Here is a 13908-nt window from a genome sequence, read left to right as displayed (position 1 = left end):
GGCCTACGGGAGCTTTATGCGGAGCTTCACGTTGCCGGAGGATGCCGACGGCAGCAAGGTCAGCGCGGAGTACAAGGAAGGGGTCTTGCAGGTGCACCTGCCCAAGTCGGAGAAGGTAAAGCCGAAGTCCATCGAGGTGAAGGTCGCCTGAAGCCGAAGGAAAGGAGGGAAGCCATGCTTCGCCATCCCCACTATCTTGAAGTACCATGGGACCTTAGGGGACATCGTGGAACCACGGAACCTCAGCATCATCTGTGGTGGCTGATCGCGCTCCTGGTTCTCTTCGCCATGTTTTTGATCGGCGTAGGAGTCACAGAGGGAATCTTCTAGGGGACAAGACCAAGGCCCGCGGAGGAAGCAAATACGTTATTCGAGCGAAACTGGGGAATTCCCCGGTTCCGCAATTGGCTGCGGGTCGGTGTGACCATGCCGTAGATCGTTCAGGACCTGGCAGCAGCAGATGTCCTGGTCTGGCGGACGAAGGAAAGGGATGGCATATGTCTCCTGAAACACCATCAGCCCAGGCCACTCATGGGACACCGCCCGTCCTGAACGAGGAGCCGTTCACACAACCGACGTTGCTCCCTGTCTGTTGTCAGTGCGGACTCATTCGAGACGACAGGGGCTCATCCCCCGGTCTCGAATGCTGGCTCACGCCACACATGCATAACAAGACCTATGACATAAAGCTGGAGGCTTTTGCTCTCACCCATACCTACTGTCCTCAATGTTTCACGAAGGTCCGGAAAACGACCGCCCAGTACTTCCGGAAGAATGGACCGTCGCCATGATTCTACTCGACGGATCCAGTCGGCGCTTGATGATCGGCTCAGGGGGGGGATTCTTCGTACTGAGGCATTTGGCAACAGCCCCCGGACCGTCCACTGACCCGAATTTCCTCATCGAGCCGGATGGTGCAGCCCATTCCTTCATCCTGTAAGCCTGTAACTCCCTGAGTTACGGAACTTCTCCCTCTCCCAGCCGGCGACAACATTCTGTGGCACCGACAATGCAACCCTCTCTTCCCAGCAACTTATTTTGCTTTTCAAGACGGTCCAATGGATGTTGCGCGTGAGCGCAGCAGTCAAGGAGAAAACGTAGATCTGATGGAATCATCGATGGAAACTCGCTTCGGCCGTCGGGCGAGCAAGGCAAACAGTCTCACAGTATTCTCTGCTCCGAACTATGGCCAGGTTCGTCGTGCCTTCAGCGGCTTGGTGCGCGCCATCTACCGGATCGAGGTGATCGGCGCCGATCGCGTCCCTGCCTCCGGACCTGCGGTCATCGCGTCAAACCACGAATCGTTCCTCGACGCAATCATTCTGGGAGCGGCAATCCCGCGCGACCTGCGTTTCGTCGCAAAGGCAGAGCTCTGGCGGTTCCGACTACTGGCTTGGATGCTCGACGGGCTCGGCGCAATCCCGGTTGAGCGTAGCCACTTCGACTTTTCCGCTCTCGCAAAGGTGCTGCAAGCGCTCAATGAGGGAGAGGCGGTCGCGATCTTCCCACAGGGCGGCGTGCGCAGCACCAATCCGTGGGGTCGGGGCGCGGCACACCTGTCACTCGTGACGGGGGCTCCCCTTATCCCGGTTCACCTCATCGGCACGGCACGGGCCCTCTCGCAGGGCAGAATCGGCTTCCCGAAGGTGCGCGTCATTGTTGGAGAGCCGATTGAGGTCACGTGGGACCAGGAAGACCCAGCTGCCGCGACAAAGTTGACCGAGCGGTTACGGGGTATCGTGGAATCGTTGGCATAGTTGCCTGTTGTGGGGTACATGACGGTTCGTCGAGAAATTGGCTGGACCGCGTATCTCGTGAAGCGTCTCTCGTATCTCGCAGGCGAAGGACGGACATGCACTCACTCCGGTCTGCGCTTCACGCTTCACGAACGACGATCGACGCGAACGGTCGCAGCGTCGGATCCACGATTGCAGCAGAAGCGGTCATGAATGCGGGCTAGAGGAAAGGGCGGGGGTGAATGTTTCGTAATCGAGAAGAAGCAGGCCGCACCTTGGCCGAGAAGCTGAGCCACTACCGCAACGATCCGACAGGATTGATTCTCGCTCTTCCGCGCGGCGGTGTAGCTGTGGGCTATCAACTGAGCCTCGCCCTCCATGTCCCGCTGGATGTGTTTATCACACGCAAGATCGGTGCACCGGGCAATCCCGAGTATGCGATTGGAGCTGTGGCTGAGACAGGGGCCCGCTATCTGAATCAAGAGGCGATCAGTTCGTTTGACCTATCCAGGCATGAGCTGGAGCGGTTGATTCATGTCCAGGAGAAAGAAATCGCCAGACGCAAGGACCTGTATCGGCAAGGACGGCCGCTTCCGCAACTCACAGGCCGCACCGTGTTCCTGGTTGACGACGGCATTGCCACAGGCTCGACATTTTTGGCCTCGGCACTGGCTATTCGCAGTTTACAGCCCCGCCATCTGGTGGGAGTGATCCCGGTCGGACCTCCATCGACCATGCGGGAAGTCCAAGCGCATGTGAACGAATTGATCATTCTCATGACTCCGGATCCCTTCTACGCCGTGGGGGATTTCTTCGTAGACTTCACCCAGGTTGAAGATCGCGACGTGGTGGAATACTTAAATCTGGCCGAGGCGGCAATGCTCGAACGCGCCTCCTCGTCACCGGCTTCGTAAGGCGGCTTGTCGCCAAGGAGGATGCCCGTCACATGTCTACACATTCAAAGATCCCGTCAGGATTGGGGGCTCGGAGAGACCGGACTGTTCAAGAGTACCAACATGACACCTATAAGCTGCGGGGCAAGCTCAAAGAGCCGACAGTCTGCACCGAGTGCGGGGCCCTGTTTCATAAAGGCCGCTGGACCTGGAACCCGAAGCTGGCAGAAGCCGATGAGATTGTCTGCCCTGCTTGCCTGAGAATTCGGGACAAGTACCCTAAAGGTTTCCTAACTTTGAACGGCCCCTTTCTCGCTGATCACAAGGAAGAGATCATGGGGGTAGTCCACAACACGGAAGCCAAGGAGAAGGCGGAGCACCCCTTGTCCCGCATCATGGGATATGAACAGCAGGGCGCGGCCCTGGTGATCTCAACCACAGACACGCACCTCCCCCGGCGCATCGGTGAAACTCTCCATCACGCCTACGAAGGAACGTTCGAGGTCCATTACGACGAGGGGGAACAATTTATACGGGTCACATGGAGTCGCTGATCCCTGATCTCAACAGTAGAGGAGGCTAGTATGTCCGGTCTCACAAGAGGTATCACCATGGCACAGTCGAGGTGGTCCTGCTCCAGTCGATCGCTATGTGTCGCTGTGGTGACACTTAGCCTGCTGACCGGAACGGCAGGATATGCAGACACGTTGCTTCAGACTGGCGCGGTCGTGGAAGTGGATCAGGCTACTGTCAACCAGATCTTGGATGTGTTTCACAAGGCTGACGCAGCCATCGCTGAGGAAAATCTCGAGGGTATCATCGCGCTCCATGCAACCCAGTACAACTATCATGGGCTGAAACTGGCAGATATTCGTAAGATCTGGTCCGACATCTTTAAGGAATACCGTGATCTGGGGGGAGTGCATTTCTTTTCGAAGATCGCTAAAGTAGGATCTGGCTCCAACGCCATCATTGAAGTGACCTGCACAGGGAGCCTGTCGGGCATCTCAAAGACCAGTGGCCTCCGGGTCCCGATCGACAGCTGGTACCAAGAGGTGCATTATCTGACGTTTGAAGGAGGCGCCTGGCGCATCAGAGGAAATGCCGGCGAAACGCCACGGGTCTTGCCCTTCGGCACGTCACCACATCCACTGTTCTGAATGATTGGGAGACGATAATGCGAATCGTAGCCGGGGTGGATTGGTCAGATGAAGCTTTTTCCGCAGTGGAACAGATCGGAATGCTCTACCGGCCGGAGGAGGTCGTGCTCGTACATGGGGTGGATCTTGGCATGTTCCAGTCTCCCCTCGTGGCGGGAGTATTCAATGTGCAAGGGTACGACGAGTTCCGCCAGGCCATGATTGACGCCGGTCGTCAGGCGGTTGAGCGCTGCCGCACTCTGCTGCCGGCTGAAACCCCCTCCGTCCGAACATTGTGTGAAGTCCAGCACCCGGCATCCTTCATTCTCGACAGCGCCTCCGCGGTCAAGGCCGACCTTATCGCAGTCGGCACGCGTGATCACAGCCGGGCGGCGGAGCTGTTTCTCGGCAGCGTGTCCCACCGCGTCGTACTCCATGCCACAGTGCCGACCCTGATTGTGAAGGGGAAAGCCCGGCCTATCACCCGCGTCCTCTTGGCAGTGGAAAGTCGCGAGGATGCGATCCGTTTGCAGAGATGGCTGACGTCGCACCCCTTCAAGAACCCCGTCGCAATTACCATCCTCTCGGTCGTCCCCTCGCTGCATCTGGTTGACCCGCGTCTGACGGTAGGGCTCGAAGGCTGGTCTGAACAAAATAAGCGAGAGGCTGAACAGGTCGTGAAAGACACGGCCCGGGCGTTGGCCGGCCCGAACTTCACCCCGTCTACCGAGGTCTGCCTGGGTGATCCCGCCACGACTGTGTGCGAAATGGGACAGAGCCGCGACCTCATTGTGGTCGGCTCCCATGGTCGGATGGGGATCGAGGGATTCTTGCTGGGCAGCGTGTCACACGGGATTGTGCATCGGGCCACAACTTCGGTCCTCGTTGTCCGTTGAGATCAATTCACGGGAGGCGACGCCACCAAACCAAGGAGAGTCGACAACATGAAAGTCCTGAGCATGATCAGTGCGGTGTGCTTGATCCTGTTGGCAGGTTCCTGGGCTGCCGGACAGACCGTCCGCGGGAATCCCAAGGAAGGGCACGCGGTGTATCAAAAGAACTGCCTCCGCTGTCATGGGAACACCTTGGATGGGAATGGGCCGGATAGCAAGGATTTGATCGTACAGCCTGCCAATCTTCGATCCTCCATCGTTCGATCCAAGAGCGATTGGGAATTGCTCGTGGCGATTTCGAACGGCGTACTGTTCAGCCCGATGCATAGTTTCCGCGGCAAGCTGACGGATCAGCAAATCTTGGATGTGTTGTCGTACATCAGGGATGTGTCTCCTCCCGGCACTGTCAGTTAATTGGCGCGATTCTCCACTGGCATCAGAGACACCCTGGCGACTTCTGCCACAGTCGAGCTAAACGTATAGCTCCCGCTCATTGCTCCGACCTACGGATTTGCAAGCAGATTTCATGTTTTCTGCTTTAGTCTCAATGGCCTATGCCTTGCACTCTCCCGCGCAGGGAGAGTCATCTATGCCTTGGTCGACGATCGTTAAATCCAGCCGGGACTGGGAGACCGTTCCCAATCTCCACGACTACGGGAGTATCCATGCGCGATTCACATGGAAGCAGGCCAGACAGGACCTGGAAGGGCTCCGTGACAATCAAGGCCTCAACATCGCGCATGAGGCCATCGATCGTCATGCCAACGGAGCACGCGCGTCACATTTGGCGATCAGATGGCTGGGAAAAAATGGAACGATCGAGGATTACTCCTACGGCCAGCTACAGGACCTGACGAACCGGTTTGCCAACCTGCTTCAGCAGTTGGGCGTAGCCAGAGGCGATCGCGTATTTGTTCTGGCGGGACGCATTCCGGAGCTCTACATCGCTGCGCTCGGGGCATTCAAGAACCGTAGTGTGTTCTGCCCTCTGTTTTCTGCCTTCGGCCCTGAGCCGATCCGAGCACGACTCAATATCGGCCAGGCGAACGTCCTCGTCACCACCGCCTCGCTGTATCAACGAAAAGTGGCCGCTATTCGCGCGGCGCTCCCAAACCTTCAGCACATCCTGCTTATCGGAGAGGACCGGCAGCGCACCGCCATCGCTGGCACAGAGGATTTGTGGGCGCTCATGCAGCAGGCCAGTCCGTCCTTCGTTATCGGACCCACGGATCCGGAGGACATCGCACTGCTCCACTTTACGAGTGGCACGACCGGCACACCCAAAGGGGCTATTCATGTCCATCAGGCAGTGGTGGCTCACCACATGACCGGCAAGTACGCGCTGGATTTTCACAAAGATGACGTGTTTTGGTGTACAGCAGATCCCGGTTGGGTCACCGGGACGTCCTATGGGATCATTGCGCCCCTGACGAACGGAATTACCAGCATCGTGGACGAGGGGGACTTCGATGCCGAACGCTGGTGTCGCATCCTGCAAGAGGAACGTGTCACTGTGTGGTACACAGCCCCCACCGCCATTCGCATGATGATGAAAGGCGGCGCGGGGCTCGTCAGAAAATACAACCTCCGTCATCTTCGTTTTCTGGCAAGCGTGGGTGAGCCCCTCAACCCTGAAGCGGTCGTGTGGGGACAAGAGGCTTTCGGCCAGCCGTTCCACGACAATTGGTGGCAGACCGAGACCGGTGGAATCATGATCGCCAATTATGCCTCCATGGACATTCAACCCGGTTCAATGGGCCGTCCGCTTCCCGGTATTGAAGCTGCTATCGTGCATAAGACGGAGGCCGGCACCATCGAATTGATCGAGACCCCCGGCGAACAGGGAGAACTGGCCCTGCGTCCAGGCTGGCCCTCGATGTTCCGCGGCTATTGGAACGAACCGGAGCGTTATCAGAAGTGCTTTGCCGGAGGCTGGTACCTCACCGGAGACCTGGCCAAGAAGGATGAACAAGGCTATTTCTGGTTCGTCGGCAGAGCGGACGACGTGATCAAAACTTCCGGCCACTTGATAGGCCCGTTCGAAGTGGAAAGCGTGTTGATCGAACACAAGGCGGTCGCAGAAGCCGGCGTAATCGGGAAGCCGGATCCCGTCGCCATGGAGGTGGTAAAAGCCTTCGTGTCGCTCAAGGATGGGTATGAGCCCTCCGAAGAGTTGCGCCGTGAATTGCTGGGCTTTGCGCGCGCCAGACTTGGCGCCGCCGTGGCGCCAAAAGAAATTGCGTTTCTCCCGACCTTGCCCAAAACGAGAAGCGGGAAAATCATGCGGCGGTTGCTCAAGGCCCGTGAACTCGGTTTACCGGAAGGTGATACGTCGACGTTGGAAGGATGAGCTTTCAGCGGTCAGCCTTTAGCGTCAGCATCGGAGAGTGAGTGTGCGCTGACAGCTCGCACCTGTGATGGAGAAGAAATGGATGCCGTCGTAGATCGCGATCATGCCCTTGACCTTCTGCGCCAGATGCTCCGCATCAGGCGGTTTGAGGAGAAGTGCGCAGAACTTTATAGCGGGGGCAAGATCCGCGGCTTCCTGCATCTCTACATCGGTGAGGAGGCGGTCGCGGTCGGTGCCATGCCATGTTTCACGTCGGAGGATGCGATCGTCGGAACCTATCGAGAGCACGGCCATGCGCTGATACGGGGCACCCCAATGGGACCGCTGATGGCGGAGCTGTACGGGAAAGCGAACGGCTGCGCGCGGGGACGCGGGGGATCCATGCACTTCTTCGACGCCGCACGCCGCTTCTATGGAGGCTTGGCGATCGTCGGCGGAGGGCTGCCGGTCGCCGTCGGACTCGCGTTGGCCGACAACATGCAGCAACGCCGTAGAGTGACTGCGTGCTTCTTCGGCGACGGCGCTGTGGCCGAAGGAGAGTTCCACGAGTCCCTCAATCTCGCCGCGCTCTGGAAGCTCCCGGTGCTGTTCCTCTGCGAAAACAATCTCTATGCGATGGGCACCGCGCTCGGACGGCACCAATCACAGACCGACATCGCCCGCAAGGCCGATGCCTATGCGATTCCGGCCGAAGCCGTGAACGGGATGGATGTGCTCGAAGTGGAAGCAGCCACGCGAAAAGCCGTCGATTTCGTTCGCACAGGCCACGGGCCCTATCTTCTTGAGTACCGAACCTACCGGTTTCGTGCCCACTCGATGTACGATGCGGAGCTCTATCGGACAAAGGACGAAGTCGCCCAATGGAAACAGCGCGACCCGATCGCCCTCTTCCAGCAACAGCTCCGCACCGAAGGGTACGTGACTGATGCCGACCTCGATAAGATGGAAACCGCCATTGCGGCAGAGATTGCAGGAGCTGTGTCGTTTGCCGAAATGGGTCCGTGGGAACCTCTGGAAGATCTCACGAAGGACGTGTATACGCCGAAGAACGGCTCTCAGCGGTCAGCCCAGAGCTGACAGCCGATAGCTGATGGCTGATCGCTTCTACACTCGACATGACTAAAATTACATACAGAGAAGCGGTGCGGGCTGGGTTGCGGGAAGCCTTGCAGGGCGATCCGCGCGTGTTTCTGATGGGTGAAGACGTCGGCAAGTACGGCGGGACCTACGCCTGTAGCAAGGGTTTTCTGGATGAATTCGGGCCGGAGCGTATCCGGGATACTCCTCTGTCTGAAAGCACCTTCGTCGGGGCCGGCATCGGAGCCGCTCTGGGTGGCATGAGACCGATCGTCGAAGTGATGACGGTGAATTTCAGCCTGCTCGCCCTCGATCAAATTGTCAACAATGCAGCCACGATTCGCCATATGTCCGGCGGACAGTTCAGCATTCCTCTCGTCGTGCGGATGGCCACCGGCGCAGGCCGGCAGGTGGCTGCCCAACATTCGCATAGCCTCGAAGGCTGGTATGCCCACATCCCCGGGATCACGGTGCTCGCGCCGGCCACCGTCACGGATGCCCGGGGAATGCTGCTTGCGGCACTCCAAGAACCGGACCCAGTCTTTATCTTCGAGCATGCCTACTTGTACCCGTTCGAAGGCGAACTCGACGAGAGCGCCCTCCCCGTCGATCTGACACAGGCGGCAATCCGACGGGCCGGAACAGATATCTCGCTGATCACGTTCGGGGGCTCTCTCTGGAAAGCGCTCGAAGCAGCAGACCAACTTGCCCATGAGGGCATCTCGGCTGAAGTCGTTGATCTCCGGATACTCCGGCCACTCGATATCTCGACAGTCTTGACCTCTGTGCGGAAAACGCGCCGCGCGGTCGTGATCGACGAAGGGTGGCGCACCGGCAGTTTTGCCGCCGAAGTATCCGCGCAGATCATGGAAGGGGCGTTTTATGATCTGGATAGCCCGATCGCCCGGGTCTGTAGCGTCGAGGTGCCGATCCCCTATCCCAAACACCTGGAAGACGCCGCAATCCCGCAGCCTGAAAAGATTGCGCTGACAGTTCGGAACATGCTTCGACGCTGATCCGAACGTCCCCTGACGAGAAGAGAGATGTGGAATTATGAATTCGTTGCCAGGGAATCGTCGCACCACTGAGCCTGACTCATTCCTCGTCAAGACACTCGGCAACTTATTCCAGGTTGTCCAACAGAGGGCCGCAGAGGCTCGAGCGCAATTCCGTCTTTCAGACCCTGACGCGCAATGCAGCTGCGACAACCTCCTCGCTTACCTGGCGCTGCGTGAGCATGATCTTCAACATCTTCAACTGGAGCTGGCGGAACGTGGGTTGTCCTCTTTGGGAAGGCTCGAAGGCTCGGTACTCCATAGCCTCAGGAAGGTCATGGGGCATGTGGGGATCGAACCGACAGACACTCCTCTTATGGCCCCCGACTTTGCACAGGCACGGTCCATACTGTCCCGGCGCAGCGCCATGTTATTGGGGCGACCTCGCCCGCATCACCACACTCGCATCATGGTGACATTGGACCCTGACGTCGTCAGGCAACCCGAACTGCTTGAGCAGCTTCTGGTGAAGGGGATGGATATCGCCAGGGTCAATTGTGCCCACGACACATCTCATGAATGGTCCATGATCATTACTGCGGTACGGGATGCAGAGAAGCGATTAGCGAGCAGGGGACAAGCGATCGGACGCAGTTGCCGGGTGTTTATGGATCTCGCCGGACCGAAGGTCCGGACCGGGCCGTTGATGCTGACAACCAGGCCGCTCAAACTCACGGTGGAGAAGGACGACTACGGGCGGCCGGCCCGCATTTTGGAAGGATTCCTTGACGCCGAAGCATCGCAAACCCAACGGGTCCGCTCACCGGGCGCCCCTTCGAGCTTTGTTATCGCCCTGCCAGGTCAAAGCGGCCTGACGAACCTGGTGCTCGGCGAAGAACTGCGGTTCACGGACACCAGAGGTCGTGTACGGGCTCTCCGTTTGCTTGAGCGCGTCAGTCCCACGAAAGTTCGTGTCGGGCTGGAGAGAACGACCTATCTTGAAGAAGGAATGGAACTCGTGACGACTGGCGGAGCGAGTTTTCGCATCGGGCCGATCATGCCTCAACCGGTGGACATTCGCGTCCAGGCAGGAGACCGATTGGTCCTCTACCGAGAGCCGGCTCGTCTCGGCCATGAGGCTCGGGGACGGCAGCCGCCTGGAATCAGCTGCACCCTTCCCGCAGTGCTGGAGATGGTAAAGCTGGGACATCGCGTGTGTATCGATGACGGCAAGATTACGACCATCGTCCGGAATCTGAATCCGGAATATGTGGAACTTGAAGTCATCGCTCCGCATGATATCCCGGCACGCATTCGTCCGGAGAGGGGCCTCAATTTCCCCGACTCTCCTGTTGACGTCCCCGCCTTTACGGCCCAGGACCGGGAGGATCTTCGATTTGTCGCGCAGCATGCGACGGCAGTCGGCCTCTCCTTCGCGCACCATCCTCAAGATCTGTTAGATTTGCGCAAGGCCCTAGAAGATCTCGGGTGTCCCGATTTGGGAATCGTGATCAAGGTCGAGACTCGAGAGGCCATTCATCGGTTGGCACAGCTTCTCCTTGCCGGGCTGAACCTACCCAGATTCGGCGTGATGATTGCGCGAGGCGATCTCGCGGTCGAGGTGGGCTTCGAGCATCTGGCACTGGTACAGGAGGATATTCTCTGCCTCTGTGAGGCCGCCCATGTGCCCGTGATCTGGGCGACGCAAGTGCTGGAGAACCTGGCGAAAAGCGGATTGCCTGCACGAGCCGAGATTACCGATGCTGCCACAGGACAGCGGGCCGACTGCGTCATGTTGAATAAAGGCAGGTTTGTGTTGGACGCCGTGAAGATCCTTGCGGATTTGCTCGGTTCGCGAGAACGCCAGCGGATTAAGAAACGGCAGGTCTTTCGTGATATCACAGCCCAGCACGGCATATTCGATCGACCCGAGACCGGTCTGCATGCCGGCACCGGGCCATCTCAGGACCCGACTCGCTAGCAGGCGTGCACCCACAGGTGGATTGATTTGCACTTCTACCAGGACTCTTGACCGGAGAACGTCGCATGGCTGAATTTGTGATGCCCACCCTCGGCTCAGATATGACCGAAGGGACTCTTGTCCAGTGGAAAAAGAAGGTGGGCGAACGGGTGGTCAAGGGTGAGATCATCGCAGAGGTGGATACCGAGAAGGCCGCGATCGAGATCGAATCCTTCCACACGGGAGTCTTGGAGCAACTCCTTACGGAACCAGGCGACCGTGTTCCGGTCGGCACGGTCATGGCAATCATCCGAGAAGAGGGAATTCAGGCGACACCCGCCGTTCAATCTCCCGCATCTCCAGCTCCATTGCAGAGAGTCTCGCCGAAGGAACCGGTTTCATCGGTTCCTCCTGCACCTCCGCCGGCCGCAGCACCGGTTACAGAACCGAGACGGCTTCGCATCTCGCCGGCGGCGCGCAAGCTCGCCGGCGAATTAGGAGTGGATCCCGCCTCTGTTCAGGGCACTGGTCCCGGCGGCGCCATCACCCTGGACGACATTCAACATGGCGCTCAAAGACAACGCCAAGAACCCTCCGCACCCACTGCCTTCGCCGACGCGGCCGGCGATCGCCAGGCCAGGATGCGACAGACCATTGCAGCCGCCATGGCACGATCCAAACGGGAGATCCCCCATTACTATCTGAGCAGCACCATCGACATGGGCCGGGCTATGACGTGGCTCAAAGAAGAAAACATCAAACGGCCGGTGACGGATCGGCTGCTATACGGCGTCTTACTTGTTAAAGCCGTGGCCCTGGCGCTGCGGCAGGTACCGGAGTTGAACGCACTGTGGAAAGACAACGCCGCAGTTCAGAGCCCCAATATCCACGTCGGTGTGGCAGTTTCCCTCCGGCAAGGAGGCCTCATCGCGCCGGCCATTCACGATACGGACAAGCGAAGCCTTGGTGAGCTCATGACCAGCTTCCAGGATGTCGTGAAACGGGCCCGTGCCGGAACGTTACGGGGCTCGGAATTGTCCGACCCGACCATCACGGTCACCAGCTTGGGTGAACAGGGAGTGGAAACCGTGTTCGGCGTCATCTATCCGCCGCAGGTTGCCTTAGTCGGTTTCGGAAAGGTCGTGGAACGTCCGTGGGTCCTCGATGGACAGGTGGTCTCGCGGCCGGTTGTGACCGCAAGCCTGTCGGCGGATCATCGCGTGACCGACGGCCACCGCGGCGGGGTCTTTCTTTCAGCCGTCGATCGTTTGTTGCAGGAGCCAGGACAGCTATGAACACTCCGCTCGCGCCGGACCAAATAAGAAAAACCGTCCTTCAGCTCCTTGGCGAGATCGCGCCGGAGGCAGATCTGACGGCCTTGACGCCCGGCGTCAGCTTCCGTGATCAGCTGGATATCGACTCGATGGACTTCCTCAACTTTGTGATCATGATTCACAAGACCTTTGGCGTAGAGATTGCGGAAGCTGACTATCCGAAGTACGCCACGCTCAATGGCTGCGTGGACCAATTGTCGGACAAGCGGGTGACATGACCCTCCCTTGACACGACCAGCTAGCGCGACATTGTGTTCCACCCACATCACAACATATTGAGATTCGTTCGCACGATCGGCATATGCCTTGTCCTACTCATCGTGGGGAGCGGCGCTCGGCTCCAAGCCGGCGAACCAGTCCCGGATCTCGAAGTGTTTGTTCGCGCCGGCTGTCCCCATTGCGAAGCTGCGAAGACTTTTCTCGATGAACTTCGGCGTGAACGGCCACTGCTGCGGATCGCCATCTACGACATAGCTGAGGATCCAGCCGCCCGGCAGCGGCTCGCCACATTAGTCGCTGAACGAGGTTTGTCCAGCGTCGGCGTCCCCACCTTTCTCATCGGCACAGAGCTGATTGTCGGATTCCTCTCAACCGACACGACCGGAGTAGAGATACGCGCCCGGCTTGACCAGAACACCCAAGCTGCTACACCGCCTCCGGCTGTTGAGAGCGTCCAGTCCAAATGGTTCGGCGAGCTTCGCGTCAGGGAACTGGGCCTTCCGCTGTTCACCATTGTCATCGGGTTGCTGGATGGATTCAATCCCTGCGCGATGTGGGTACTGCTCTTTCTATTGTCATTGCTCGTCAATCTTCAAGATCGACGGAAGATGGCGCTCATCGCCGGAACGTTCGTCCTCGTCAGTGGCCTGGTGTATTTTGCCTTCATGGCGGCCTGGCTCAACATGTTTCTCTTGCTCGGTCTTTCGCGCGCTGCTCAGATCGGGCTCGGCGGCATCGCCGTCCTGGTTGGTGCGGTCAATGTGAAGGACTTCTTTGCGCTGCATCACGGCATCGCGCTGAGCATTCCCGAGTCCGCCAAGCCCGGACTGTACACCCGTGTCCGAGGCATACTCCAAGCCGAGCATCTCGCCGGTGCGATAGCAGGGATCGTGGTACTCGCAGGACTCGTGAATCTGGTCGAACTACTCTGTACCGCCGGATTCCCGGCGCTCTACACGCAGATTTTAACTCTTCAACAGATGCCCTCCTGGGAATATTATGGCTACCTCGGCCTCTACAACCTGGCCTATATCTTGGATGACAGTCTCATGGTCATGATCGCGGTGGTCACGCTGAGTCGCAGAAAATTGCAGGAACGTGCCGGTCGTTGGCTGAAATTGGTGAGCGGGATCGTAATGGCCGCCCTTGGTGGCTTATTACTGATAAAACCCGACTGGCTCATGTAACCGTTCCGCACGATTTCAGCTTGCCGGACTTGTCTCAACAGGAAACCGAGAGTATTCTCCAGCGAACCTGGGGATGTTGCAGATCTGGGAAAGGACGAAATGAACGGAATGAGCGATAACGCCGC

General features: G+C 58.5%; 15 protein-coding genes. All 15 read left to right on the top strand.

Features of this window, described 5'->3' with window-relative positions:
• The coding region (locus tag HZB34_04395; protein ID MBI5315189.1) for an Hsp20 family protein at nt 1–151 on the top strand (151 nt) is incomplete at its 5' end.
• Nucleotides 152–174: 23 nt separating this feature from the next.
• Complete coding sequence (locus tag HZB34_04390; GenBank protein ID MBI5315188.1) at nt 175–330, top strand: hypothetical protein; 156 nt, start codon at nt 175–177, stop codon at nt 328–330.
• A 776-nt stretch (nt 331–1106) separates the two neighbouring features.
• Entirely contained in the window at nt 1107–1757 is a 651-nt protein-coding gene (locus HZB34_04385) for a 1-acyl-sn-glycerol-3-phosphate acyltransferase (GenBank protein ID MBI5315187.1), read from the top strand.
• 221 nt (nt 1758–1978) lie between these two features.
• Nucleotides 1979–2650, top strand: a complete 672-nt coding sequence (locus HZB34_04380) for a phosphoribosyltransferase (GenBank protein ID MBI5315186.1) — start codon at nt 1979–1981, stop codon at nt 2648–2650.
• A 32-nt stretch (nt 2651–2682) separates the two neighbouring features.
• Complete coding sequence (locus tag HZB34_04375; protein MBI5315185.1) at nt 2683–3183, top strand: ATPase; 501 nt, start codon at nt 2683–2685, stop codon at nt 3181–3183.
• Nucleotides 3184–3213: 30 nt separating this feature from the next.
• The gene (locus HZB34_04370; GenBank protein MBI5315184.1) at nt 3214–3789 is read left to right on the top strand and encodes a hypothetical protein; all 576 of its coding nucleotides are present in this window, start codon (nt 3214–3216) and stop codon (nt 3787–3789) included.
• A 17-nt stretch (nt 3790–3806) separates the two neighbouring features.
• Nucleotides 3807–4664, top strand: coding sequence for a universal stress protein (locus HZB34_04365; protein MBI5315183.1), 858 nt, complete (start codon nt 3807–3809; stop codon nt 4662–4664).
• Between the two features lie 48 nt (nt 4665–4712).
• Complete coding sequence (locus HZB34_04360) at nt 4713–5075, top strand: cytochrome c (protein MBI5315182.1); 363 nt, start codon at nt 4713–4715, stop codon at nt 5073–5075.
• A 175-nt stretch (nt 5076–5250) separates the two neighbouring features.
• On the top strand, nt 5251–7011 hold the full coding sequence (acsA, locus tag HZB34_04355; GenBank protein MBI5315181.1) for an acetate--CoA ligase: 1761 nt from the start codon (nt 5251–5253) through the stop codon (nt 7009–7011).
• A gap of 78 nt (nt 7012–7089) precedes the next feature.
• Entirely contained in the window at nt 7090–8088 is a 999-nt protein-coding gene (pdhA, locus tag HZB34_04350; GenBank protein ID MBI5315180.1) for a pyruvate dehydrogenase (acetyl-transferring) E1 component subunit alpha, read from the top strand.
• A 38-nt stretch (nt 8089–8126) separates the two neighbouring features.
• Nucleotides 8127–9104 (top strand): alpha-ketoacid dehydrogenase subunit beta, encoded by a 978-nt coding sequence (locus tag HZB34_04345; protein ID MBI5315179.1) that lies wholly within the window; start codon nt 8127–8129, stop codon nt 9102–9104.
• Between the two features lie 37 nt (nt 9105–9141).
• Nucleotides 9142–11064, top strand: a complete 1923-nt coding sequence (locus HZB34_04340) for a pyruvate kinase (protein ID MBI5315178.1) — start codon at nt 9142–9144, stop codon at nt 11062–11064.
• A gap of 65 nt (nt 11065–11129) precedes the next feature.
• On the top strand, nt 11130–12338 hold the full coding sequence (locus HZB34_04335; protein MBI5315177.1) for a 2-oxo acid dehydrogenase subunit E2: 1209 nt from the start codon (nt 11130–11132) through the stop codon (nt 12336–12338).
• Complete coding sequence (locus HZB34_04330) at nt 12335–12595, top strand: acyl carrier protein (protein MBI5315176.1); 261 nt, start codon at nt 12335–12337, stop codon at nt 12593–12595. Before HZB34_04335 ends, HZB34_04330 begins: the two co-directional genes overlap by 4 nt.
• Nucleotides 12596–12670: 75 nt before the next feature.
• A complete protein-coding gene (locus HZB34_04325; GenBank protein ID MBI5315175.1) occupies nt 12671–13783 on the top strand; it encodes a glutaredoxin family protein in 1113 nt (370 codons plus the stop codon).
• The last annotated feature ends 125 nt before the right edge of the window (nt 13784–13908 follow it).

This window comes from Nitrospirota bacterium, from assembly GCA_016219645.1.
Taxonomy (GTDB): Bacteria; Nitrospirota; Nitrospiria; order Nitrospirales; family Nitrospiraceae; genus Palsa-1315.
The sequence above is the reverse complement of the archived record's forward strand: the minus strand, read 5'-3'. Positions and strand labels throughout refer to the sequence as shown.

Bases quoted from the DNA above. Each gene is read 5' to 3' on its own strand.
- HZB34_04335 (MBI5315177.1), top strand. From the start codon at position 11,130: ATGGCTGAATTTGTGATGCCCACCCTCGGCTCAGATATGACCGAAGGG.
- acsA (MBI5315181.1), top strand. From the start codon at position 5,251: ATGCCTTGGTCGACGATCGTTAAATCCAGCCGGGACTGGGAGACCGTT.
- HZB34_04340 (MBI5315178.1), top strand. From the start codon at position 9,142: ATGAATTCGTTGCCAGGGAATCGTCGCACCACTGAGCCTGACTCATTC.
- HZB34_04330 (MBI5315176.1), top strand. From the start codon at position 12,335: ATGAACACTCCGCTCGCGCCGGACCAAATAAGAAAAACCGTCCTTCAG.
- HZB34_04365 (MBI5315183.1), top strand. From the start codon at position 3,807: ATGCGAATCGTAGCCGGGGTGGATTGGTCAGATGAAGCTTTTTCCGCA.
- HZB34_04360 (MBI5315182.1), top strand. From the start codon at position 4,713: ATGAAAGTCCTGAGCATGATCAGTGCGGTGTGCTTGATCCTGTTGGCA.
- HZB34_04385 (MBI5315187.1), top strand. From the start codon at position 1,107: ATGGAATCATCGATGGAAACTCGCTTCGGCCGTCGGGCGAGCAAGGCA.
- HZB34_04370 (MBI5315184.1), top strand. From the start codon at position 3,214: ATGTCCGGTCTCACAAGAGGTATCACCATGGCACAGTCGAGGTGGTCC.
- pdhA (MBI5315180.1), top strand. From the start codon at position 7,090: ATGGATGCCGTCGTAGATCGCGATCATGCCCTTGACCTTCTGCGCCAG.
- HZB34_04375 (MBI5315185.1), top strand. From the start codon at position 2,683: ATGTCTACACATTCAAAGATCCCGTCAGGATTGGGGGCTCGGAGAGAC.
- HZB34_04345 (MBI5315179.1), top strand. From the start codon at position 8,127: ATGACTAAAATTACATACAGAGAAGCGGTGCGGGCTGGGTTGCGGGAA.
- HZB34_04380 (MBI5315186.1), top strand. From the start codon at position 1,979: ATGTTTCGTAATCGAGAAGAAGCAGGCCGCACCTTGGCCGAGAAGCTG.
- HZB34_04390 (MBI5315188.1), top strand. From the start codon at position 175: ATGCTTCGCCATCCCCACTATCTTGAAGTACCATGGGACCTTAGGGGA.